Raw genomic sequence first — 21,991 nt, 5'->3', positions numbered from 1 at the left:
GGGTAAGGCTGCTAGCGCAGCAGCACTTTACCGGTCAGATAAGTTATTGCCTGTCCACTGATATAAACACGCGTTCCTGCTAACTGACAGCGTAAATCCCCGCCGCGCTCAGAGACCTGGCGCGCCAGCATCTGTGTTTTATTCAGTTTTGCAGCCCAGTAAGGGATCAGCATGCTATGTGCCGAGCCTGTGACCGGGTCTTCAGCGACGGCTTCACCCGGGCAGAAGAAACGGCTGACAAAATCGTATTCCCCGTCACCCGGCGCGGTGATGCACACCATTTTCCCCAGCGGAAGCATGGCGTGGATGTTTGGGCGAACAGCCTCAACCTGCTGTTGATTTTCCAACACCACCATGTAATCGCGTGCCACGCGCATCTCCTTGTATTCGGTGATGCCTAATGTTTCCAGCAGTAAAGTGGGCGGCATGGCAGATTCGCTTTGCCAGGCTGGAAAATCGAGCGTCAGCCATTCACCGCTGCGCGTGACCGTCAGCGGTCCCACAAAGCGGGTAGCAAAATGGATTTTTGTATCCGGGTAATCCAGATGTTCAAAGATGACATGCGCGGCGGCAAGCGTGGCATGCCCACACAGATTGATTTCACCCTGAGTGGTAAACCAACGCAGCTCAAAACCATTCTCATTGGCGACAAAAAAAGCGGTTTCTGACTGGTTATGCTGCTGCGCCATCTTTAATAATGTTTCATCGGGCAACCAGTCCGTGAGCGAACAGACTGCTGCGGCATTACCGCCAAACGTCGTGGTGGTAAAAGCATCCACCATGTAAAAATCGATTTGTTGCACAGAATAACCCTCTCATCGCACTCAGGATAAATCACACTCTACCATGCCAGCCATTGGGTCAGCGCTCCGATTCGCCACTGCGGTGAAAATTCGTTATCATCCGTCCCCACACCTCATTCTGGCCGCCTGATGTCTACGATCCTCGATACCTTTATTGCCCCGCCTTGTCATGACGAGATAGAGATCCTCTATCGGGACGAGCATCTGGTGCTAATCAATAAACCCAGCGGGTTACTTAGCTTGTCGGGCAAAAATCCGCAGAATCTCGATTCGGTACATCATCGGCTGGTACAGATTTACCCTGGCTGCACGCTGGTACATCGGCTTGATTTCGGCACTTCTGGACTGATGGTGGTCGCCCGTAACAAGGCTATCAACGCTGCGCTTTGCCAGCAGTTCAACCAGCGTACGGTCACTAAGGTGTACAGCGCACTGTTATGCGGGCATCTGGAAAACGACGAAGGAGTTATCGATGCAGCGATTGCCAAAGACCCGGCGCTGTTTCCATTAATGTCAATTTGTGCTCTCAACGGCAAACCCGCACGTTCGCGCTATCAGGTTGTCGAGCGCTTTTATCATCGTCAGGAAAAGGGGGCGTTGCTCCCCTTGACGCGGGTACAACTAATGCCTGAAACCGGGCGAACCCACCAACTGCGGATCCACTGTCAGCTGTTGGGACATCCGATTTTAGGCTGTGATTTGTATGGCGGGCGTCTGCTGCCTGGCACTGAAAGGGTGCCGCGACTGATGCTGCATGCCAGTGAACTGCATTTCAGGCATCCCACTAGTGAAGCGTGGATGAACGCCCAAAACGCCAGCCCGTTCTGAGGATGTAAAAAAAGCCGCCAGACGGCGGCTATTTGGGCATTATCGTGCAGCTCGTTGCAATATAACCGCTGACGGCTGGCGTTGCAGAAAGCGCATCCGCAGCATCATCAGCACCGCCGCAGAGGTCAGGCCGATAATAAAGCCCATCCAGAATCCTGCTGGCCCCATTCGGTCAACCACCAGATCGGTCAGCGCCAGAATATAGCCGCTCGGCAGACCCAGCACCCAGTAGGCTGTAAAGGTTATAAAGAAAATGGAACGCGTATCTTTATAACCACGCAGGATCCCGCTGCCAATAACCTGGATAGAGTCCGATATTTGATACACTGCGGCCAGTAACATGAGCTGCGCGGCCAGGGCGACGACTTCCGGATTATTGTTGTAGAGCAGGGCAATATGCTCGCGGAATGTCACGGTGAAAATCGCCGTTACGACCGCCATGCAGACACCGACACCCAGACCCGTTCTGGCTGCAGTTTGTGCATCCAGCGTGGAGCCCTGGCCCAGACGATAACCGACACGAATGGTGACGGCAGCAGCCAGAGACATCGGCAGGACGAACATTAACGAACTGAAGTTCAGTGCGATCTGGTGTCCGGCCACGTCGACAATCCCCAGCGGGGAAACCAGCAGAGCGACCACCGCAAACAGCGTTACCTCGAAAAATAACGCCAGCGCGATAGGTAAACCCAGTTGCACCAGACGCTTCATTACTGCGGTGTCAGGTTTCTGGAAACCACGCTCATTACGGATATCGCGCATTGAGCGCGCACGTTTGATGTAAGAGAGCATGGCGATAAACATCACCCAGTAAACAGCCGCCGTAGCCACGCCGCAGCCTACGCCGCCCAGTTCCGGCATGCCTAAATGTCCATAAATGAATACGTAGTTCACCGGAATGTTCACCAGCAGGCCGAGAAAGCCCATCACCATCGCTGGTTTAGTTTTGGCTAATCCTTCGCACTGGTTACGGGCTACCTGGAAGAACAAATACCCCGGAGCGCCCCACAGCAAGGCACGCAGGTAGCCAACGGCTTTATCCGCCAGCGCCGGGTCAATGTTATGCATAGAGCGAATAATGTACCCTGCGTTCCATAGCACAACCATAATCAGCACGGAGACGCTGCCCGCCAGCCAGAATCCCTGACGTATTTGATGGGCGATACGGTCGCGGCGTCCGGAACCATTGAGTTGCGCAATGACAGGCGTCAAAGCCAGCAGTAGTCCATGACCAAACAGAATGGCAGGTAACCAGATGGAGGTACCAATGGCGACTGCCGCCATATCAGTAGCGCTGTATCCGCCCGCCATGACGGTATCAACGAATCCCATTGCGGTTTGAGCGATTTGCGCAAGAATCACCGGTATTGCCAGAGCTAATAACTGACGCGCTTCACTTACATACTTTTGCACGTGTACACCACTATATTGTTGTTATTTGAGAGACTAAAAAAGCCGCCTTATATGGCAGCAAGGAGAAAAAGCAGGGGAAATTTCAGTCTATTGTAGCGAGGAATACGTAATTCTCCAGTGAAAAAACAGGCGCTGGTGGCGCATTGCTGGCAACCTGAATTTCCACCTGCTATTGTGCTGTGCAGAGATGTCTTAATTGAGTTCAGGAGTAGGAAGTATGTTTACGGGTATTGTGCAGGGCACCGCAAAATTGGTGTCCATTGATGAAAAACCAAATTTTCGTACGCATGTTGTGGAGTTGCCTGAATATATGCTGGATGCGCTGGAGACCGGCGCATCGGTTGCCCACAATGGGTGCTGCCTGACGGTCACCCAAATTAACGGTAACCAGATAAGCTTTGACCTGATGAAAGAAACGCTGCGTATCACCAATCTGGGCGATCTGAAGGTCGGTGATTTGGTTAACGTTGAGCGTGCGGCAAAATTCAGTGATGAGATTGGCGGACATTTAATGTCGGGCCATATTATGACCACTGCCGAAGTGTCGAAAATTCTTACCTCGGAGAATAACCGTCAGGTGTGGTTTAAAGTCCAGGACCCGTCGCTGATGAAATATATCCTGTACAAAGGATTTATTGGTATTGACGGTATCAGTCTGACGGTCGGTGAAGTGACGCCGACGCGTTTCTGTGTGCACTTGATCCCGGAAACGCTGGAGCGTACGACGCTTGGCAAGAAAAAGCTGGGCGCAAGGGTTAATATCGAAATCGATCCCCAAACGCAGGCGGTGGTTGATACTGTTGAGCGTGTACTGGCGGCGCGTGAAAGCGCCATCAGCAACATAACGGGCGAAGCGGGAGCCTAAGCCTGAGAGTTAAGCCCTCGTTGATACGGGGGCGATAACGATTAACGGGGAACGCGCAGGCCGTGTTCAACGCCGCGAGAAAATACCACCTGCCATAACTGAATATCGCGAGCTCGAAACGCTCCGGCACAAGCGTTCAGATAATAGCTGAACATCCGTTTGAAACGTTCGGTATAGTTATCGGCGATTTCAGGCCAGGAGTTAATGAAACGTTCGTGCCAGGCCATCAGCGTCGTGTCGTAATCCGCGCCAAAATTATGCCAGTCTTCCATTACAAAATGTGGCTCGCTGGCGTTGGCAATCTGGCGAACTGATGGTAAACAGCCGTTCGGGAAGATATATTTATTGATCCACGGATCAACGTTATTGTCGGTCTTTTTGGAGCCGATGCTATGCAGTAAAAAGAGACCATCCGGTTTTAAATTGCGATCGACCACGTCAAAATAGGTGGCGTAGTTTTTCGGCCCTACATGCTCAAACATGCCGACGGAAACAATACGATCGAATTTGTCATTCAGGTCACGATAATCCTGCAGCAAAATTGTGACATCAAGCCCCGCACACCGTGACTGCGCCATTTTCTGCTGTTCTGCCGAAATGGTTACACCCACCACGCTTACGCCATATTGCGATGCCATAAACTGGGATAAGCCGCCCCAGCCGCAGCCTATATCGAGCACCCGCATCCCTGGCTTCAACTGCAATTTTTCAGCAATCATTTTTAGCTTCGCCTGCTGGGCAGATTCCAGGGTGTCGGCATCTTTCCAGTAGGCGCAGGAATACTGCATATAGGGGTCCAACATGCGAGTAAAGAGATCGTTGCCTAAATCGTAATGTTCTTTGCCGACAACCCATGCACGCTTTTTGGTCTGCAAATTGAACAAGCGAGCAGCGGCAATTCGTAACGTATCTTTGAAGTGGCGGGGGAGTTGGTTTTCAAGACCGGCGCGCAGGACTTTACTAAAAAACATATCCAGCCGGTCACATTCCCACCAGCCATCCATATAACTTTCACCCAACCCTAACGATCCTTCCTGCAATACTCGTTTGAAAAAATCGGGGTTCTTTACGCGAATATCCGCCGGTGCCGGACCATTAATGGTAATGCCTGCACGGCTCAATAATTCATTGGTGATGCGGTACCAGTCATCATCCGGTACGCTGACGTCTTCTATACACGATGAACTCATAGCTTCTCCATCACTGGTCGGTGATCAGAACCTTAAAACAGCGTAGACGCTTTTTTGGGCTTTGTGAGAAATCTCACGGAATTAATCCGTGAATCTATAATCCGACGTAGAACAGAGGAAGGGAGGAACCCTTGCCGAAAAGACCATCCGTGGGAATACGGGAACATTCTTGTCCCCGTTAACACATAAAAATTATCGTTTTTTTAACATCCGGAAATCAGTATAGGCCTGAATTTTTGACGATTCAACCGATAATTCTTAGCGGGCTAATTAATTGCCCGCGACAATTATTAGTGAGACTCTCCGTGGGCAATTTGCGCGCGGTCATCTGTTTGCGGGGCGTCAGTTTTCTGCGATTGCATTTTGTAACCCACAGCAGCCAGCAATACCGTGGTCAGCATAACGCTGGTAGTGGTGAGCAGCGGGGTAGCAATCAACCAGGAAACGACAAGGCTTGCCAGGAAGCATAAACCCAGTTGCAGCGTATTCTGCAATGCGGCAGCGCGTCCAGTGGCCTGTGGGAAAGGGCGTAATGCCTGCGCGACAACGATAGGGTAGATTGCGCCGTTCGCAATCGCCATAACGCAGAATGGGATCAGGATTTCAGCCAATGCGACATGATGAATAAAGCCGGTCGCCCAGGTGCCCACAACGCTGAAGGCATACAGAATGAGTAACCAGGGCAGCAGCTGACGACCCTGCCATTTTTGCAGCGCAGCACGACAGCCGTAACCACCGATTAAAAAGGCGATAGTTTGCGGAACATAGCTCAGACCAATTACCGCTGGGCTATAACCCATTTCGCTAAGGATGAACGGGGAACCCGTCAGCCATGCAAAAAAGCTCGCGGAGCAGGCGGCATAAATCAGCACGTTTCCACGGTAAGTTTTCGAGCGCAGCAAGGTGGCGAAAGTCAGTTTATCCTGGCTGTCATCGCGTGCTTTAGCTGTAGGCTTTAAACGCAGCGCCGGAAGCATCAGAATCAGAGTAATGGCGAACAGGGTGGCAAAAATGGCCTGCCAGGAAAAATGTACCAGGATCCAACTACCTAATAACGGGGCGAGGGCAGGTGATAACCCGACCAGCGGCATAATGGTGGCAAAGATGCGGTTTACTTTTTGTGAAGGATAATAGTCGGTAACCAGCGCTTGCCAGATAACCGATGCTGCACAGACGCCAACGGCCTGAACAAATCGCAGTACCAGCAGGCCTGTGGCGTTTTCAACCCACAGCATGCCCAGACTGCCCAGTGCGAAGATAGATAAACCCAGCAGCAAAATAGGCTTGCGACCATAGTGGTCAGAGAGCGGTCCCCACAGCAGTTGTGCGACGGCAAAACCGGCTAAGAACAAGCTCAGGCTAGCGCTGACGGCAGATGCAGGCGTTTGCAGATCGGACTGAATTGCGGCGAAGGCGGGCAGATACATATCTGTTGCCAGAAAGCCGAGCACGCTAAGGCCCGCCAGCCAGACTAAAAACCCTTTCCCAGGTTGCATCATCATTTCTCTTTTTTTAGCAGTAGAACAATGCCGCTGAGTGTAGTGAGTGTAATTCTCGCTGTGAAACGCTAATATTTGCTTACTGATTTCAAAATTTTTGCAGGCAGAATATGTGGTCGGAATATTCACTTGAAGTGGTTGATGCGGTTGCGCGTAACGGTAGCTTTAGTTCGGCCGCGCAGGAGTTACACCGTGTACCTTCGGCGGTAAGCTACACTGTGCGCCAACTGGAAGAGTGGCTGGCGGTACCACTTTTTGAGCGACGCCATCGGGATGTGGAATTAACGCCTGCCGGGGCATGGTTTTTAAAAGAAGGTCGCTCTGTTATCAAAAAAATGCAGATCACGCGCCAGCAATGCCAGCAAATTGCCAACGGCTGGCGCGGGCAGCTGGCGATCGCAGTCGATAACATTGTCCGCCCGGATCGTACCCGACAGATGATCGTGGATTTCTACCGTCACTTTGATGATGTGGAGTTGTTAGTTTTTCAGGAAGTGTTTAACGGCGTATGGGACGCGCTGTCCGATGGACGCGTGGAGCTGGCCATCGGCGCCACACAGGCGATTCCGGTAGGGGGACGCTATACCTTCCGCGATATGGGAATGCTGAGCTGGAGTTGCGTGGTAGCCAGCCATCATCCACTGGCATCAATGCCCGGACCGCTAAGTGATGATACGTTGCGCAACTGGCCGTCACTGGTACGCGAAGATACCTCCCGTACGCTGCCAAAGCGTATTACCTGGCTGCTGGATAACCAAAAACGCGTCGTCGTGCCCGACTGGGAATCTTCTGCGACCTGTTTGTCCGCGGGATTATGCGTGGGCATGGTACCGACGCATTTTGCCAAGCCGTGGATCGATAGCGGCAAGTGGGTTGCGCTGCAACTGGAGAACCCCTTTCCTGATGCTGCATGCTGTCTGACATGGCAGCAGAACGATACGTCACCGGCATTGAGTTGGCTGCTGGACTATTTAGGGGATAGTGAAACGTTGAACAAGGAATGGCTGCGGGAGCCAGATGAGACTCCCGCACAACAGGCTTAACGGCGGTAATCGCGGAACGGACCGTCGGCAACGGAGCGACGCTCAACCAGACGTGGATGCACCTCGATAGACTGTGACTCTTCACGTTTATTCACGATACGGTCTAACAGCATGTTGAAGGCCGTTTCACCTAGTGAATCCTTCGGCTGGTGAATGGTCGTTAAGGCCGGCGTGAAGAAGCGGGCGTTGCGCACGTTGTCGTAGCCGATGAGTGAGACATCCTGTGGTACGCGCAGACCCATTTCGTCAGCGGCGCACAGCGCACCCATCGCCATAATATCGCCACCGCAGAATACAGCGGTCGGACGATGCGATTGCGAAAGAATTTGCTGCATGGCGCGATAGCCGGACTCAGGCTCGAAATCGCCCTGGACAATCCAGTTATCAGGCACTTTAATCAGCGCTTCTTCCATCGCTTTCATAAAGCCCGCCAGACGCCCGGCCCCGGTGTTACGTTCCATTGGACCTGGGATCACGCCAATTTCACGATGACCGCGTTCTACCAGATACCGACCCGCCATGTAACCACCTTCGAAGGCGTTATCAATGACCGTATCGGTAAAGTCGGCTTTAGCTTCGCCCCAGTCCATGACGACCATCGGAATATGGCGATACTCTTCGAGCATTGAAAGCAGCGACTCCGGATACTCAGAACACATCACCAGCAGACCATCAACGCGCTTTTGCGCCATCATCGACAGATAGGCCTGCTGCTTTTCGAGACTGTTCCATGCGTTACCCAGAATCAGCGTATAGCCTTTCTGGAAACAGTTTTTCTCCACGGCTTCGATAATTTCTGCGAAATAGGCCGCTTCGCTGCTGGTCGCCAGCAAGCCAATAGACTTGGTGTGATTCACCTTCAGGCTGCGGGCAACTGCGCTCGGAGAATAGTGCAGTTCTTTGATCGCTGCCCAGACAGCATTACGCGTTTCTTCCGCGACAAAGCGCGTCTTGTTAATTACGTGTGATACGGTTGTAGTGGAAACGTTTGCTCGCTTCGCTACATCTTTAATTGTTGCCATTACATCTCACTCCAGACCATATCCTAAGTTCCTGAGAATACTCCAGGTAAACGTTTGCCTTTACACACCCTTAGCGCAACGTAAGGGTTGCGGCACGCCGGGAAAACGACACGGAACGTCAGGAAGGGGTCAATGGCCGGTACGCTAATCAAGTAAGCGTGGAATTTTGTCTGATCTTAACGAAAAGGGGAAGAGTTAAAAGCAGTTATCAATATAAATCGTGAGAGATTTTTGCTTTCAAGTGTGTAAAAATGCGCAATATCACTTTTTGTGTGGGAATAAAAAGGAGAAAACTTGATGAGCACCGATCTGAAATTTTCGTTAGTGACTACCATTATTGTTCTGGGTTTGATCGTCGCGGGTGGCCTGACCGCAGCGCTGCATTGATTTCCCCGAGGGAGTTAGCTCTCCCTCACTCTTTCCGCTCGTCTATCTCTTCTATTGTTTGCGAATAAGCAAAAGTCTTTTGCAATTTTGTTAACTTTATTAATTTTGCGATCAATGTCATGCTTTTGACTCTTATTTTATGTCGCGCCACGGCTCGACGTTACGGAGTCGCAATATGAAACTCAATTATCCTTTACTGGCGCTGGCGATCGGAGCGTTTGGCATTGGCACCACCGAATTTTCGCCAATGGGATTATTGCCCGTCATAGCCAAAGGTGTGGATGTCTCGATTCCGGCGGCCGGCATGCTGATCAGCGCCTATGCGGTAGGTGTGATGATAGGTGCACCGCTGATGACATTGCTGCTGTCTCATCGCGCGCGACGTAATGCTTTGATATTCCTGATGGCAATTTTCACGCTGGGTAATGTGCTTTCGGCTATCTCGCCGGATTACACCACGCTAATGCTATCGCGTATTTTGACCAGTCTTAACCATGGCGCCTTTTTTGGTCTCGGTTCAGTGGTTGCTGCCAGTGTTGTACCCAAACATAAGCAGGCCAGCGCCGTAGCAACGATGTTTATGGGGTTAACCATCGCCAATATTGGCGGCGTTCCGGCGGCGACATGGCTTGGTGAAACCATCGGCTGGCGCATGTCATTTATGGCCACTGCGGGTCTGGGCGTCATTGCTATGGTCAGCCTGTTCTTCTCCTTACCCAAGGGTGGAGCCGGAGAGCGCCCGGATGTTCGCAGCGAACTGGCGGTACTTATGCGCCCACAGGTGTTGTCGGCATTACTGACTACCGTACTGGGTGCTGGGGCGATGTTCACGCTTTATACCTACATCTCGCCAGTTCTGCATACTATCACTCATGCCACTCCGGCATTTGTTACCGGGATGCTGGTGTTGATAGGCATTGGTTTCTCGATCGGTAACTACTTTGGTGGCAAGTTTGCTGACCGTTCAGTCAACGGTACGTTGAAAGGCTTTTTACTGCTGCTGATGGTTATTATGCTGGCCATTCCTTTCCTTGCGCGTAATGAGCTGGGTGCGGCGATCAGTATGGTGGTCTGGGGCGCGGCGACGTTCGCGGTCGTTCCACCGTTGCAGATGCGTGTGATGCGCGTTGCCAGTGAAGCGCCAGGATTATCATCGTCAGTCAATATTGGCGCGTTTAATCTGGGGAACGCTCTGGGTGCAGCGGCCGGTGGGGCGGTGATATCAGGCGGCCTGGGCTACAGTTTTGTACCAGTGATGGGGGCGATTGTGGCAGGTCTTGCGCTGCTGCTGGTGTTTATTTCCGCAAGAAGACAGTCAGAAGAGGCTTTCACGACCGCGAATTAATGCAAAAACGCAGAAGGAAGCCCTTCTGCGTTATCTTTTTTATGCTGCGAAGTTCTTCGCAACAAATTCCCAGTTCACCAGCGCCCAGAAATGTTCCAGGTAGCCAGGACGGGCATTGCGATAGTCGATGTAGTAGGCGTGTTCCCATACGTCAACGGTCATCAGCGGAGTCGCGTCGGTAGTCAGCGGAGTACCTGCGTTGGAGGTGGAGACGATAGCCAGTTTGCCATCAGTTCCTTTAACCAGCCAGGTCCAGCCAGAACCGAAGTTTTTGATAGCGGCATCGGTGAACTGCGCTTTGAAATCTGCAAAGCTGCCAAAGGAGGCGGCAATTGCATCGGCCAGTTTACCGGTTGGTTCGCCACCTGCGTTCGGTGCCAGGCAGTTCCAGTAGAACGTGTGGTTCCATACTTGTGCTGCGTTATTGAATACACCGCCTTCAGAGCTACGAACGATCTCTTCCAGTGATTTGCCTTCAAACGCCGTGCCTTTAATCAGATTGTTCAGATTGGTCACGTAGGTTTGATGGTGTTTGCCATAGTGATATTCCAGCGTTTCGGCAGAAATGTGCGGTGCCAGAGCATCTTTGGCATACGGTAATGCAGGTAATTCAAACGACATTGCTTCTCTCCTTATTATTTATATTGAGTACACACAATAGCCTCATTGTGAGTAAGGATAGGGTAGCAAATTGAAAGGTTATGCAAAAGAAGAACTTACCCTACAGCATGTTCTGTAGGGTAAGTTTTTAGCGAATTGTTTTTGGCGTCATTACCCGACGAGCGCCCACATAGTGGCGCTGCCAGTAATCTTCGCTCAGAGAGGTGATTTGAATTTCCTGCCCGCTACGCGGTGACTGAATAAACTTACCGTTTCCGACGTAGACGCCGACGTGATCGGCTGTTCCGCGACCCTGGGTACGAAAGAAGACCAGATCGCCATTTTTCAGTTCGCCACGTTCAATCGGTGCGGCATCACGCAGATGATACATTTCGTTCGCGGTACGCGGAATGCGGAACTTCACCAGATCTTTATAGGCGTAATAAACCAGACCGCTGCAGTCAAACCCGGTTCTTGGCGAGGAGCCGCCCCAACGATAAGGTTTACCGATTTGGTTCATCAAGGTGGACATAGCGGTTTTAGTCGCTTTCTGAACTTTCACTTTATGGGCGTCAGCAAGCGTAGTTGGTGCAGTGGTTTTCACCTTCACGCAGCGTGGTTTATGACCTTTGCGCGGTGTGCATTTTTCAGTCCAGGTAACGGCTGCGGTTTGTGCTACGGCAGTTTTACCACGACGATTTGCAGTTTTAGTCGACTTTGCCGGAGTGGCAGTGCGTTTTTTAGAAGAGGAAGCGGTTTTGGTGCTGGTTTTACTGGTGGTTTTTGTCGCCGTTTTCTTGCTGGTCTTTGTTGTTTTTTGGCTGGTTGTTGCGCTTTTCTTTTTATCTACCGTTTTGATGGTGTGAGAATTGGTAGGTGTCGTCCTGGCCTGCTTGGAAGCATGAGCCATAGGCGTAAAGGGCAGTGTAGTAAAAAGTAAAGCACAGAGCGTGATCGAGATTCGGTTTATCCGCGCCACTGAGCAGTCCTCTGGTAAGGCAGGTCTATCGTGCCTGCGTGTGATTTTCAAAACTTGACGATTCTAATCTATAGAAAGAGGGAAAGTTAATAGCTTTTTTTGTTTAAAACTATGTTTCGTAACCGACCGCAAAAAAAAACATCAATTAACGTTGGAGTTGGTGAACAGATAATCAAATCCACATGTTTGAAGGGGATAAATGAGATTATGAATGCAACTTTTAGCGTCAGGGGATAAAATAATAACGCGTAATGAAAATGTTATTTTCCGTTGCCTGTCTGACCCGTTACAATGTCAGACTACTGCCGTAAAAGAAGTTTAAGGAAGCAAGATAATGAGCACCACTATCGAAAAAATCCAGCGCCAGATCGCTGAAAACCCGATTCTCCTGTACATGAAAGGTTCTCCTAAACTGCCAAGCTGCGGTTTCTCCGCTCAGGCTGTGCAGGCGCTGTCAGCCTGTGGTGAACGCTTTGCTTACGTTGATATTCTGCAGAACCCGGATATTCGCGCCGAACTGCCGAAATACGCAAACTGGCCAACTTTCCCACAACTGTGGGTTGATGGTGAGCTGGTTGGCGGTTGTGACATTTTGATCGAAATGTACCAGCGCGGTGAGTTGCAGCAGCTGATTAAAGAAACAGCTGCGAAATACAAAACCGAAGAGCCGGACGCTGAGTAATATCAGCAGAAGTAAAAAAGCGACCTGAAATGGTCGCTTTTTTTATGTCGCCGTTACGCTTCTTCAGGCACGGGAAGAGGCCAACCACCGAGACGTTTCCATCGGTTAACGATTTCGCAAAACAGCACGGCCGTACGTTCGGTGTCATACAGTGCCGAGTGTGCCTGATTCCCGTCAAACTCCATTCCCGCCGCCAGGCACGCTTTTGACAACACCGTTTGCCCCAATGACAGACCGCTTAATGCCGCTGTATCAAAGGTTACAAATGGATGAAACGGATTCCGTTTCAGCGAGGCGCGTTCTGCTGCTGCCATCATGAAACTGTGGTCGAACGTAGCGTTATGCGCCACCATGATTGCCCGATTGCAGCCGCTGTCTTTAATGCCTTTACGCACCATTTTGAAGATGGCATGCAGAGCGTCATATTCGCTGACCGCGCCGCGTAGCGGATTGTTCGGATCAATACCGTTAAAGGCGAGGGCCTCCGGCTGCAGATTCGCGCCTTCAAACGGCTCTACGTGGAAATGTAACGTCGTGTCCGGCATCAGCCAGCCTTGTTCATCCATTTTCAGTGTGATGGCTGCAATCTCAAGCAGCGCATCGGTTTTGGCATTGAACCCTGCGGTTTCGACATCAATGACGACAGGATAAAAACCACGAAAACGGTCACACAGACCGGAAAGTTGAGCGTTATCGGACATCTGGGTCTCTTAATACGGGAAAATTGCAGCGCGTATTATGGCAAAATGATGAGTATAAAACTACGGGCACAGACGATCTGCGCCCGAGGGGAGGTTAGTCGCCCAGGCCGCGCCCGGCGTCTTTCTCTTCGATCAGCTCAATTTTATAGCCGTCCGGATCTTCAACGAACGCAATCACTGTGGTGCCGCCTTTTACCGGACCCGCTTCACGCGTTACGTTACCGCCATTCTGGCGAATACGTTCACAGGCTTCAGCCGCGTTGTCTACGCTCAGGGCGATATGGCCATAGGCAGTACCCAGCTCATACTTGTCGACACCCCAGTTATAGGTCAGTTCGATTACGGCTTCACTGGTTTCAGGACCGTAGCCGACAAAAGCCAGAGAGTACTTGTATTCAGGGTTTTCGCTGGTACGCAGCAGCTTCATGCCCAGCACGTTGGTATAAAACTCGATGGAACGCTGCAGGTCACCCACGCGCAGCATGGTATGGAGTAAACGCATCTTTTTCCCCTTCGAAAATGGCTAATACATTCAAAATGTTGTTTTAGTATAGCGGCGTTGTTACGCCGCTATCAATGGCAGAACGGAGATTGTGACGTTAGAGGGTAGGATAGTCGGTGTAACCTTCCGCGCCGCCGCCGTAGAAGCTCTCAGCACGTTGTGGATTCAGCTCCGCTTTGCGTTGCAGACGCGCCACCAGATCCGGGTTAGCAATATAGGCACGACCAAAAGCAACGGCGTCGATCAGACCTTTCTCGATCAGCGCTTCTGCCTTTTCAGGGGTGTAGGCACCAGCACCAATGATAGGACCGTGGAAGCGCGCGCGAACTTTTTCGCGGAACGCATCGGAATACGGCTCGCCACCGGCCCAGTCCGGCTCAGACATGTGCAGGTAAGCGATTCCACGCTTGCCCAATTGTTCAATCAGATACAGCGCATCGGCTTCTTCGTTCGGACCGTTGTCAACGTTCTGGAATGAGCCAATCGGGGAGACGCGAATACCAATACGATCGGCACCCCATTCTTTAATACCGGCATCAACCACTTCCAGCACAAGACGCGCACGATTTTCGACGCTACCGCCGTACTGATCGGTACGCTGATTAGAGGTTGGCGACAGGAACTGGTGCAGCAGGTAGCCGTGGGCAGAGTGCAGTTCAACCATGTCGAAACCCGCTTCGCGCGCGTTGGCTATCGCCTGACGGAAGTCATTAACGATGCCCGGAATCTCTTCGGTTTCCAGCGCACGTGGCATTGAGGTATCGGCACGCGTTGCCAAGCCGTTTTCATCGCGCAGCGAGGTGCGGGTTCCAGCACTAATCGCGGAAGGTGCAACTGGAGCTTGACCATTTGGCTGCAGACTGGCGTGAGAGATGCGTCCGGTGTGCCACAACTGGACAGCAATATGACCTTGCTCAGCGTGTACGGCAGCGGTGATTTTCTTCCATGCGGCAATTTGCGCTTCGCTGTGTAAGCCGGGTGCTCCGGCATAACCTTTCGCCTGTGCGGAAATCTGCGTCGCTTCGCTGATAATAAGACCCGCGCTGGCGCGTTGACGGTAATACTCGGCCATCAGCGGAGTAGGGATGTCGCCAGGCTCAATACTGCGCAGACGCGTCAGTGGCGCCATGAATACGCGGTTTGCTGCCGTAATGGCACCCACTTTCAGTGGGGAAAACAGTTTTTCAGATGACATGTGGTACTCCTGAATAGACCGGTCGTCTAGTAATAAGGGAAATAAAAACGCCTGTTAAACGGCAGGCGTTGTGATGATGTTTTGAACGTGCGCCAGCGCATTTTCCAGCGGAGTGGCGCTACGAGAAATCTTGGCCTGCAGGTTGGCGCCAAGCCACAGCGCATACAGTACCTGCGCCTGCTGTAACGGCTCGCCAACAAAGGACAGACAATGGCTGGCCTGACCTTTCTCCAGTGCCTGCGCTAACAGCACAATAATGTGCCGCGCGCCTTTATCCATCGCTGTGCGCATATCTTCTGACAGATCGCACACTTCGGCAGACAGTTTTACAGTTAAACAGCCGCTAATAATGCCGTGCTGGCTAAACTGGTTCAGGGTTTCCTGATAGTAGGCCAGAATGCGGTCGCGGTAGTTTCCCGCTCCCGTATCAAAGTGCGTAGCCAGTCGCCGATGATAGGCCGCATAGTGGCGTTCCAGCATCGCGACACCGAACGCTTCTTTAGAGCGAAAGTAATGATAAAACGAACCTTTGGGTACTTCAGCGGTTTTCAGTAGTTCGCTTAAACCCATGCCGGTGAAGCCGCGCTGCATACACAGCAGTTCGCCAGTCGCCAGCAGATGTTCGCGTGTATCGTGTTCAGTGATTTTGTTCATGAAAAGGAGTGTAATAGACCAGTCGGTCTAATGCAATAGCGCTTGCGAGAAATTCAGTTAACGTCTTCAATAAGTATATCAATCTTACTAAAGGAGGGGATGTGGCCGAACAGCTGGAGTTTTTCCCCGTCCAGAGCCCATGCCGTGGAATATGTCAGTCTGACGAACGCGGATTTTGCCGTGGCTGTTTTCGCAGTCGGGATGAACGTTTTAACTGGCAAAAGATGAGCGATGCCCAAAAGCAGGAAGTGCTACGGCTTTGTCGTCAGCGCCTGATGCGTAAATTACGAGCGAACAAAGCCAACCCTTCGGAAGAACCGCAACAACCTTCACTCTTTTAAAAGCGTAATTGCGTATACTCGAGGCACATTCACTTAAAAGGAAGCTGCTATGGTTCAGCGTATTACTATTGCGCCGCAAGGCCCGGAATTTTCTCGCTTTGTGATGGGGTACTGGCGCCTGATGGACTGGAATATGTCCGCGCGCCAGCTAGTCAGCTTTATTGAAGAGCATCTGGATCTGGGCGTGACCACCGTCGATCACGCCGATATCTACGGTGGATACCAGTGTGAAGCGGCGTTTGGTGAGGCAATAAAACTGGCTCCGCATTTGCGTGAAAAAATGCAGATTGTGACCAAATGCGGGATCGCGACGACGGCGCGCGCGGAAAATGCGCTGGGCCATTACATCACCGACAGCGCGCATATTATTGCCAGTGCGGAAGAATCGCTGAAGCTGCTGGCGACCGATCATATTGATCTGTTGCTCATCCACCGTCCCGATCCGCTTATGGATGCTGACGACGTCGCCGACGCTTTCAAAAAATTGCACCACAGTGGCAAAGTGCGTCACTTTGGTGTCTCTAATTTCACCCCGGCACAGTTCTCATTGTTGCAATCGCGTCTGCCGTTTACGCTGGCGACCAACCAGGTTGAAATCTCTCCGGTACATCAGCCGCTCCTGCTGGATGGCACTTTAGATCAACTGCAACAGTTGCGTATTCGTCCAATGGCCTGGTCCTGCCTCGGCGGCGGTCGCTTGTTTAATGACGATGCGTTCCAGCCATTACGAAATGAACTTGCCGCGATCGCAGAAGAGTTAAACGCGCAGTCTATTGAGCAGGTGGTGTACGCCTGGATTTTACGTTTGCCGTCTCAGCCGCTGCCGATTATTGGCTCAGGAAAAATAGAGCGCGTACGCGCCGCCATTGAGTCTGAGACGCTGAACATGTCTCGCCAGCAATGGTTCCGCATTCGTAAAGCTGCACTGGGTTACGACGTACCTTAATCGTGTTTTTGGTGCATCTCCGTTCAAAATTGCGTCACTGGTTTACACTTAACAATCAGACACCTTTTGGACGGAGGTCTTATGAAGCGTTTGAGTTTGGCCATCATCACTCTACTCGCCTGTGCAGGTGCGCAGGCTGCCATTGAAGAAAAAGTGACGATGAATCTGGTCACGTCGCAAGGCGTTGGCCAGGCGATTGGTACGGTCACTATTGCTGAAACCGCAAAGGGGCTGGAGTTTTCGCCCGATCTGAAAGCGTTGCCGCCGGGAGAACATGGCTTCCATGTGCATATGAACGGCAGCTGCCAACCGGCGATTAAAGAAGGGAAAGCCTCAGCCGCGGAATCGGCTGGAGGCCATTATGATCCGCACCAAACCGGCAAACACGAAGGCCCGGAAGGCGCAGGTCATATGGGTGACCTGCCGCTGCTGGTGGTGAATAACGACGGAAACGCCACAACACCGGTCATTGCGCCGCGCCTCAAAACCCTCGATGAGGTTAAAGGCAAAGCGCTGATGATCCATGTGGGCGGCGATAATATGTCCGATCAACCGAAACCGCTTGGCGGTGGCGGAGCGCGCTACGCCTGTGGTGTTATCAAATAATCAACTACTGAGAGTGCCCGGCGGTGGCGCCTGTTCGAGTTGTGAAAGCGAGCAGTGTAGCCGCCAGACCAATGCCGATAACTCCTGTGCAGCAGGTTGATGATGGTGGGCAAGCGTATCGCAGATGCGTTGTAGCTCACTCAGCGTGGCATTCAGTGGTCGTTGCTGGACGCCACGTTCGCTCATTACATCGCGCAGCAGAGAGATACACACGTCCCTGACGCGAGCCAGCGGATCCGAACGCGCCTCCCAGGTGCGCAGTTGCCACACCACGTGCGAGCAGTTCAGCAATACGACCCCCCAACGTAATAACCAGCGTCGAGCCAGCGCATCCTGACTGCTGCTGAGTTGGCTGACGTGATGATAGGTCAGCGATTCAAATTCGTTTTCACTGAGTGATGGGTGTCGGCTGAGCTGATCGACAAAATCCCGGCGCAGGGCGCGAATATGGCGGCGACTTTTCCGTGCATCCGATCCGGGCCGCAGAATGGCGAAGGCCAGCCATGACAGCGCCACACCAGTTATTTTCGCCATATTGTCATTCAGGAAATCAGCAAAATCATATACCGGCGGATTGGTCACCGCGATAAACGAACCCATAAATACAATCAGTTGCCCCCAAAGACCTGCCAGGGCTGGCATTTGCAGCTTTAACAGTTGCATGGTGGCGAGTAGCGGGAAGAGAAAAAGAATGAATTGCCAGAGGTCGGAAATTTGCACCATCAGGCCAAACTTAACCACAAAGCTAAACAGCGACAGCAGAACCAGTGTGCGCATCAGCAAAGAAAGCGACTTGAACGGCGTGGCAACGGCGGAATACAGCACGCTGCTGATGGCGGCGAGCGTGAGGGCGCCAGAGCCTGATTCCCATTGTGCGCCAATGCTCCATGCGCCGATAAGCATCAAAGTGCAGAACGTACGTAACCCGCTCCAGATAGCTTCCGCATTATCGGTATGACGGGCAAGCCCCGGCGTGCGGACGATATTAATACGCTCGGCGGTAACGCCATTTTCCAGTAAATGCAGATAATGACTGCTGCGCAGGTAGAGCCGACAAAAATAACGCAGTCGTTGCCAGAAGGCGACGTGTCGATAGTCGCGTGCATCGACACGTCGCAGTGGGGCAATAATACGTGCGACGGTGTAGCTATTAGCATTGGATTTTATCAGTTCGCTGAGCAACTGCTCGATAATTTCCCGGGTATTGGACGGGGGATTAGGCCAGTTCAGCAGCATCCTGCGCAGACTGGAAATCACGCTGGTCATCCTTAACTGCTGATGCAACAGTGAATTGAGCAAAGCATTTTGTCGGCGAAAACGGTAGTGGCTCCAGAACGCCTGAATACGCAGCAGGTTCATGGTAAGAATCTGACCGATAACACCTTCATGGGCTGTGCGAATGGCGTCCGTGGTTTCTGGTTGCCAGAGTAGGCTGGCATGTTCCAGTAAACGTGAATGCATGTTTTTCAAAGCAGTCAGTAACGTGATGCCATCGGAGGTGCTGGGCAGGATCATCATCATCACACCGCCACACAAGATACCGACGATGACTTCACACACGCGTGCCTGCGCGATATCCCATAACTGCGTAATTTCCACGGTATTGACCATGGGAAACGCAATGATCGCCGCCGTATAACCTGCCAGTTGAAAGGCGTAGGCAACGTTATTGGTGAAATGCGCACAGGCCCAGGTACAAAAACCGATCCACACCGACATGCTCAGCAAGAACAACCACGGCTCATTAAGGGTATGACCGGCAATAATCAATGCGGCGGTGGCACCCAGTAAGCTACCCGCCACGCGACCCAGACTTTTGCTGATAACCCCGCCAACGGTGGGAAAACTGACTACCGCCGCTGAGGTCATCGCCCAATAGGGTTCGTCCAGATTCAGATAATAAGCAAAAGTTAACGCCAGACACATCGCAATGGTGTTACGCAGCGCATAACGCCACTGTGCCGCCGTGGCTTTAAACCACGGCAAATTGCCAGGTGTCAGGCGAGGTAGTTTCATTTACGCTGGCCGATGGATACGCTGCAGGTTGTACCTGATACCAGCGTGACATCCCGCGGCAGGGCGTCGAATTCGATGCGTACCGGGATACGCTGCGCCAGACGCACCCACGGCACGTTGGGCTTGATATCTGGAATCAGGCCGGAATCACTTTCCACACTTTGATCGTAGATAGCACGACCAATACTGGAAACGTGACCCTGTAACTTTATATCACCGCTGTAGAGCGTGATGAGGGCTGGTGCACCTTCGCGAATGTGGCGCAACTTAGTTTCTTCAAAATACCCCATCACATAAAAAGAGTGACTGTCGACGAGAGCAAACAGAGGCTTCCCGGTTGAAGCGTAGTCTCCGGTACGGGTTGAAAGATTGGTGACCCAGCCCGCTACGGGGGCTTTGACCACCGTTTGCGTCAATTGCCACTGTGCCTGGCGCAGACTGGCCTCTGCTGCTTCAACACTCGCCTGCATGACTTTCACGTTGAGATTTGCGGTATCCAGATCCTCGGCTGAGATGTAATTTTGCGATAAATGACGGCGACGGTTGGCTTCGTTATTGGCTTTCGCCAGGTCAGACTGCGCTTTTGCGAGTTGCGCTTGCGCATTCAGTTCAGCAATGTGAAATGGCGTCTTGTCGATAATAAAAAGGACATCGCCTTTATTCACAAACTGGTTATCTTTTATATAGAGTTCGCTAATGCTACCTGACACCTGTGGCGTAATGCTGACCTGCTCAGCTCGCACTTTGCCATCACGTGTCCAGGGCGATTGCATATAGTAATTCCACATCCACCATCCGGCGAAAACTGCGATTGCAGCGACTATAATAGTGGAGAAGTATTTAACGGTTTTAAGCGACATAATCACCACGCTATCAGCATAACAAAGGCCAGACATACGCAAAGCGTAAAGAGTGACAGATCCATTAACAAGGGATGCCAGATTTCGCCAGAGTAAATCCAGTCGCGCAGTAGGCGATGAACAACCAACCAGAGAATAAAGCCTGCTACAATCGCCTTGAAAACAGGAGGGAAGTAGACAGATGCGCCGATCATTAAATCTTGTAGGGGCAATCCTGTTGCATTAAACATAAACTTCACGGGCAAAATCCTTGGCGGAAGAGAGCATTGCTATAGGTTTAGCAAAAAAGAGACAATGAGTCTCCGTAACGCATGATGTCTGAAAAAATGTCAGCCGGGAAGCAAATTTGGCAATACATTTGTTTTGGGAATACAAATGCTGCACACTATTCTAAAATCAGCACAATAACTTAGCAAGCTAATTATAAGGAGATGAAATTGGAATCGCCATTAGGTTCTGATCTGGCACGGTTGGTGCGCATTTGGCGTGCTCTGATTGACCATCGCCTGAAACCTCTGGAGTTGACGCAGACGCATTGGGTTACGCTGCACAACATTCATCAGTTGCCGCCGGATCAATCGCAGATTCAGTTGGCTAAAGCGATTGGCATCGAGCAACCTTCGTTGGTACGTACGCTTGACCAGTTAGAGGAAAAGGGACTCATTTCACGACAGACTTGCGCCAGCGATCGTCGGGCAAAGAGAATTAAACTGACAGAAAAAGCAGAGCCGCTGATCGCTGATATGGAAGCGGTTATCAACAAGACGCGTGGAGAAATTTTGGAAGGGATTTCAGCTGAGGAAATTGATCTGCTGATTAAACTGGTCGCCAGGCTGGAACACAATATTATTGAGCTGCAGTCACAGGGCTGAAGCAACAAATGACGTGTGGCCAGAGTCTGACCACACGTGAATTTGATTAGCGTGGAGACACGGTAACCTGGCTGCCGTTGTTAGCCATAACAACGCGCTGGCCGGCTGAAAACTTGGTCGCACCCTGTTTCTGAACCACCATGATGGTATTACCATCATCCTTACGGATTTCCAGTTCCACACCCTGGGTTTTATTCATCGCACCTTGTACGCCTTGACCCGCTACGCCACCGGCAACTGCGCCTGCAGCCGTCGCTAATGAACGACCCGTACCGCCGCCGACGGTGTTACCGAGGAACCCGCCGAGTACCGCACCACCAATAGCACCAATCACGTTTGCGTCATCGCCACCCTGGATTTGCACCGGACGAACATGAACAATCGTACCGTAGGTAACGTTCTGAACTTGTTTCGCTTCGGATGCGGTATACACGTCACCTGAAAGGCTATCATTGTTAACGCAACCCGCTAAAGATACGCCCATTAATGAAACAATCAGCACACGTTTAATCATTTACAAATCTCCTTTGTCACCACGAAACGCTAATAAAGCACCCTTCATGGTTAAATTATATGGCATTTGTGAGCCTAAGATCACATGTTCTACTGGAACAATATGAAAATCTTAACCGAAATCGGATC

At 51.6% G+C, this 21,991-nt stretch carries 24 protein-coding genes and 1 pseudogene; 10 read left to right on the top strand and 15 right to left on the bottom strand.

Going from position 1 to position 21,991, the window contains the following annotated elements; genetic code table 11:
* Nucleotides 1–11: 11 nt before the first annotated feature.
* Complete coding sequence (locus OGV98_RS10160; protein ID WP_202580482.1) at nucleotides 12–803, bottom strand: PhzF family phenazine biosynthesis protein; 792 nt, start codon at nucleotides 801–803, stop codon at nucleotides 12–14.
* Nucleotides 804–932: 129 nt separating this feature from the next.
* Here OGV98_RS10160 and OGV98_RS10155 point away from each other — a divergent pair, with 129 nt between their 5' ends.
* Nucleotides 933–1,631, top strand: a complete 699-nt coding sequence (locus OGV98_RS10155) for an RluA family pseudouridine synthase (protein ID WP_202580481.1) — start codon at nucleotides 933–935, stop codon at nucleotides 1,629–1,631.
* Nucleotides 1,632–1,670: 39 nt separating this feature from the next.
* On the opposite strand, the gene mdtK is transcribed toward OGV98_RS10155, so the two are convergent.
* Entirely contained in the window at nucleotides 1,671–3,044 is a 1,374-nt protein-coding gene (mdtK, locus tag OGV98_RS10150) for a multidrug efflux MATE transporter MdtK (RefSeq protein ID WP_003836464.1), read from the bottom strand.
* 217 nt (nucleotides 3,045–3,261) lie between these two features.
* On the opposite strand from mdtK, the gene OGV98_RS10145 reads away from it, so the two are divergent.
* Complete coding sequence (locus OGV98_RS10145; protein ID WP_088902346.1) at nucleotides 3,262–3,909, top strand: riboflavin synthase subunit alpha; 648 nt, start codon at nucleotides 3,262–3,264, stop codon at nucleotides 3,907–3,909.
* 41 nt (nucleotides 3,910–3,950) lie between these two features.
* Here OGV98_RS10145 and cfa read toward each other — a convergent pair whose 3' ends face one another.
* Both cfa and punC read right to left on the bottom strand, forming a co-directional pair.
* Nucleotides 3,951–5,099, bottom strand: a complete 1,149-nt coding sequence (gene cfa / locus OGV98_RS10140; protein ID WP_044699909.1) for a cyclopropane fatty acyl phospholipid synthase — start codon at nucleotides 5,097–5,099, stop codon at nucleotides 3,951–3,953.
* Between the two features lie 290 nt (nucleotides 5,100–5,389).
* Nucleotides 5,390–6,595 carry a purine nucleoside transporter PunC gene (gene punC / locus OGV98_RS10135; RefSeq protein ID WP_003843529.1) on the bottom strand — a complete coding sequence of 402 codons (1,206 nt, stop codon included), beginning with the start codon at nucleotides 6,593–6,595 and terminating at the stop codon, nucleotides 5,390–5,392.
* A gap of 113 nt (nucleotides 6,596–6,708) precedes the next feature.
* Between punC and punR the strand changes: the two genes are divergently transcribed.
* Nucleotides 6,709–7,641 (top strand): DNA-binding transcriptional activator PunR, encoded by a 933-nt coding sequence (gene punR / locus OGV98_RS10130; RefSeq protein WP_003029215.1) that lies wholly within the window; start codon nucleotides 6,709–6,711, stop codon nucleotides 7,639–7,641.
* Here punR and purR read toward each other — a convergent pair.
* Nucleotides 7,638–8,663 (bottom strand): HTH-type transcriptional repressor PurR, encoded by a 1,026-nt coding sequence (gene purR, locus OGV98_RS10125; protein WP_003029211.1) that lies wholly within the window; start codon nucleotides 8,661–8,663, stop codon nucleotides 7,638–7,640. The genes punR and purR overlap by 4 nt on opposite strands.
* Nucleotides 8,664–8,960: 297 nt before the next feature.
* Here purR and cydH point away from each other — a divergent pair, with 297 nt between their 5' ends.
* Both cydH and OGV98_RS10115 read left to right on the top strand, forming a co-directional pair.
* Nucleotides 8,961–9,050, top strand: coding sequence for a cytochrome bd-I accessory subunit CydH (cydH, locus tag OGV98_RS10120; RefSeq protein ID WP_003029209.1), 90 nt, complete (start codon nucleotides 8,961–8,963; stop codon nucleotides 9,048–9,050).
* A 175-nt stretch (nucleotides 9,051–9,225) separates the two neighbouring features.
* A complete protein-coding gene (locus OGV98_RS10115; RefSeq protein WP_049002800.1) occupies nucleotides 9,226–10,395 on the top strand; it encodes an MFS transporter in 1,170 nt (389 codons plus the stop codon).
* 39 nt (nucleotides 10,396–10,434) lie between these two features.
* On the opposite strand, the gene sodB is transcribed toward OGV98_RS10115, so the two are convergent.
* Both sodB and OGV98_RS10105 read right to left on the bottom strand, forming a co-directional pair.
* Nucleotides 10,435–11,016, bottom strand: coding sequence for a superoxide dismutase [Fe] (gene sodB / locus OGV98_RS10110; protein WP_003029205.1), 582 nt, complete (start codon nucleotides 11,014–11,016; stop codon nucleotides 10,435–10,437).
* A gap of 127 nt (nucleotides 11,017–11,143) precedes the next feature.
* Entirely contained in the window at nucleotides 11,144–11,974 is an 831-nt protein-coding gene (locus OGV98_RS10105) for a C40 family peptidase (protein ID WP_032935840.1), read from the bottom strand.
* A gap of 334 nt (nucleotides 11,975–12,308) precedes the next feature.
* Here OGV98_RS10105 and grxD point away from each other — a divergent pair, with 334 nt between their 5' ends.
* The gene (grxD, locus tag OGV98_RS10100; protein ID WP_003832760.1) at nucleotides 12,309–12,656 is read left to right on the top strand and encodes a monothiol glutaredoxin 4; all 348 of its coding nucleotides are present in this window, start codon (nucleotides 12,309–12,311) and stop codon (nucleotides 12,654–12,656) included.
* Nucleotides 12,657–12,709: 53 nt separating this feature from the next.
* Here the strand turns inward: grxD and rnt are convergent, their stop codons facing one another.
* The 4 genes from rnt to OGV98_RS10080 form a co-directional block, all read right to left on the bottom strand.
* Nucleotides 12,710–13,357 carry a ribonuclease T gene (gene rnt, locus OGV98_RS10095; RefSeq protein WP_003029200.1) on the bottom strand — a complete coding sequence of 216 codons (648 nt, stop codon included), beginning with the start codon at nucleotides 13,355–13,357 and terminating at the stop codon, nucleotides 12,710–12,712.
* A 94-nt stretch (nucleotides 13,358–13,451) separates the two neighbouring features.
* Entirely contained in the window at nucleotides 13,452–13,859 is a 408-nt protein-coding gene (gene gloA, locus OGV98_RS10090; protein WP_003029198.1) for a lactoylglutathione lyase, read from the bottom strand.
* 97 nt (nucleotides 13,860–13,956) lie between these two features.
* On the bottom strand, nucleotides 13,957–15,054 hold the full coding sequence (locus tag OGV98_RS10085; protein WP_003029197.1) for an alkene reductase: 1,098 nt from the start codon (nucleotides 15,052–15,054) through the stop codon (nucleotides 13,957–13,959).
* 54 nt (nucleotides 15,055–15,108) lie between these two features.
* Nucleotides 15,109–15,708, bottom strand: coding sequence for a TetR/AcrR family transcriptional regulator (locus OGV98_RS10080; RefSeq protein ID WP_057101521.1), 600 nt, complete (start codon nucleotides 15,706–15,708; stop codon nucleotides 15,109–15,111).
* A 101-nt stretch (nucleotides 15,709–15,809) separates the two neighbouring features.
* On the opposite strand from OGV98_RS10080, the gene OGV98_RS10075 reads away from it, so the two are divergent.
* The 3 genes from OGV98_RS10075 (at nucleotide 15,810) to sodC (ending at nucleotide 17,601) form a co-directional block, all read left to right on the top strand.
* The gene (locus tag OGV98_RS10075; RefSeq protein ID WP_003029191.1) at nucleotides 15,810–16,049 is read left to right on the top strand and encodes a DUF1289 domain-containing protein; all 240 of its coding nucleotides are present in this window, start codon (nucleotides 15,810–15,812) and stop codon (nucleotides 16,047–16,049) included.
* 49 nt (nucleotides 16,050–16,098) lie between these two features.
* Nucleotides 16,099–16,995, top strand: coding sequence for an aldo/keto reductase (locus OGV98_RS10070; protein WP_003836445.1), 897 nt, complete (start codon nucleotides 16,099–16,101; stop codon nucleotides 16,993–16,995).
* Between the two features lie 81 nt (nucleotides 16,996–17,076).
* Nucleotides 17,077–17,601 carry a superoxide dismutase [Cu-Zn] SodC gene (sodC, locus tag OGV98_RS10065; RefSeq protein WP_003029187.1) on the top strand — a complete coding sequence of 175 codons (525 nt, stop codon included), beginning with the start codon at nucleotides 17,077–17,079 and terminating at the stop codon, nucleotides 17,599–17,601.
* Here sodC and OGV98_RS10060 read toward each other — a convergent pair.
* The 3 genes and pseudogenes from OGV98_RS10060 to OGV98_RS10050 all read right to left on the bottom strand — a co-directional run bounded on the left by OGV98_RS10060 (nucleotide 17,577) and on the right by OGV98_RS10050 (nucleotide 20,716).
* Nucleotides 17,577–19,617: pseudogene (locus OGV98_RS10060) on the bottom strand (FUSC family protein). The gene sodC and the pseudogene OGV98_RS10060 overlap by 25 nt on opposite strands.
* A complete protein-coding gene (locus OGV98_RS10055) occupies nucleotides 19,614–20,477 on the bottom strand; it encodes an efflux RND transporter periplasmic adaptor subunit (RefSeq protein ID WP_286551375.1) in 864 nt (287 codons plus the stop codon). The pseudogene OGV98_RS10060 and the gene OGV98_RS10055 overlap by 4 nt, the downstream one beginning before the upstream one ends.
* Nucleotides 20,478–20,479: 2 nt before the next feature.
* Entirely contained in the window at nucleotides 20,480–20,716 is a 237-nt protein-coding gene (locus OGV98_RS10050; protein WP_003029180.1) for a DUF1656 domain-containing protein, read from the bottom strand.
* Between the two features lie 192 nt (nucleotides 20,717–20,908).
* Here OGV98_RS10050 and slyA point away from each other — a divergent pair, with 192 nt between their 5' ends.
* Nucleotides 20,909–21,349: a transcriptional regulator SlyA gene (gene slyA, locus OGV98_RS10045; protein WP_019076732.1), complete on the top strand. Its 441-nt coding sequence runs from the start codon at nucleotides 20,909–20,911 to the stop codon at nucleotides 21,347–21,349.
* Between the two features lie 46 nt (nucleotides 21,350–21,395).
* On the opposite strand, the gene slyB is transcribed toward slyA, so the two are convergent.
* Nucleotides 21,396–21,863 (bottom strand): outer membrane lipoprotein SlyB, encoded by a 468-nt coding sequence (gene slyB / locus OGV98_RS10040; RefSeq protein WP_003029175.1) that lies wholly within the window; start codon nucleotides 21,861–21,863, stop codon nucleotides 21,396–21,398.
* Between the last annotated feature and the right edge of the window lie 128 nt (nucleotides 21,864–21,991).

Origin of the sequence: Citrobacter sp. Cf136 (assembly GCF_030333815.1) — a bacterium.
Taxonomy (GTDB): domain Bacteria; phylum Pseudomonadota; class Gammaproteobacteria; order Enterobacterales; family Enterobacteriaceae; genus Citrobacter; species Citrobacter freundii.
This window is presented reverse-complemented; position numbering and strand designations above follow the sequence as displayed.

Bases quoted from the DNA above. Each gene is read 5' to 3' on its own strand.
- OGV98_RS10155 (WP_202580481.1), top strand. From the start codon at position 933: ATGTCTACGATCCTCGATACCTTTATTGCCCCGCCTTGTCATGACGAG.
- OGV98_RS10145 (WP_088902346.1), top strand. From the start codon at position 3,262: ATGTTTACGGGTATTGTGCAGGGCACCGCAAAATTGGTGTCCATTGAT.
- cfa (WP_044699909.1), bottom strand. From the start codon at position 5,099: ATGAGTTCATCGTGTATAGAAGACGTCAGCGTACCGGATGATGACTGG.
- punC (WP_003843529.1), bottom strand. From the start codon at position 6,595: ATGCAACCTGGGAAAGGGTTTTTAGTCTGGCTGGCGGGCCTTAGCGTG.
- punR (WP_003029215.1), top strand. From the start codon at position 6,709: ATGTGGTCGGAATATTCACTTGAAGTGGTTGATGCGGTTGCGCGTAAC.
- purR (WP_003029211.1), bottom strand. From the start codon at position 8,663: ATGGCAACAATTAAAGATGTAGCGAAGCGAGCAAACGTTTCCACTACA.
- cydH (WP_003029209.1), top strand. From the start codon at position 8,961: ATGAGCACCGATCTGAAATTTTCGTTAGTGACTACCATTATTGTTCTG.
- OGV98_RS10115 (WP_049002800.1), top strand. From the start codon at position 9,226: ATGAAACTCAATTATCCTTTACTGGCGCTGGCGATCGGAGCGTTTGGC.
- sodB (WP_003029205.1), bottom strand. From the start codon at position 11,016: ATGTCGTTTGAATTACCTGCATTACCGTATGCCAAAGATGCTCTGGCA.
- grxD (WP_003832760.1), top strand. From the start codon at position 12,309: ATGAGCACCACTATCGAAAAAATCCAGCGCCAGATCGCTGAAAACCCG.
- rnt (WP_003029200.1), bottom strand. From the start codon at position 13,357: ATGTCCGATAACGCTCAACTTTCCGGTCTGTGTGACCGTTTTCGTGGT.
- gloA (WP_003029198.1), bottom strand. From the start codon at position 13,859: ATGCGTTTACTCCATACCATGCTGCGCGTGGGTGACCTGCAGCGTTCC.
- OGV98_RS10085 (WP_003029197.1), bottom strand. From the start codon at position 15,054: ATGTCATCTGAAAAACTGTTTTCCCCACTGAAAGTGGGTGCCATTACG.
- OGV98_RS10080 (WP_057101521.1), bottom strand. From the start codon at position 15,708: ATGAACAAAATCACTGAACACGATACACGCGAACATCTGCTGGCGACT.
- OGV98_RS10070 (WP_003836445.1), top strand. From the start codon at position 16,099: ATGGTTCAGCGTATTACTATTGCGCCGCAAGGCCCGGAATTTTCTCGC.
- sodC (WP_003029187.1), top strand. From the start codon at position 17,077: ATGAAGCGTTTGAGTTTGGCCATCATCACTCTACTCGCCTGTGCAGGT.
- OGV98_RS10055 (WP_286551375.1), bottom strand. From the start codon at position 20,477: ATGTCGCTTAAAACCGTTAAATACTTCTCCACTATTATAGTCGCTGCA.
- slyA (WP_019076732.1), top strand. From the start codon at position 20,909: ATGAAATTGGAATCGCCATTAGGTTCTGATCTGGCACGGTTGGTGCGC.
- slyB (WP_003029175.1), bottom strand. From the start codon at position 21,863: ATGATTAAACGTGTGCTGATTGTTTCATTAATGGGCGTATCTTTAGCG.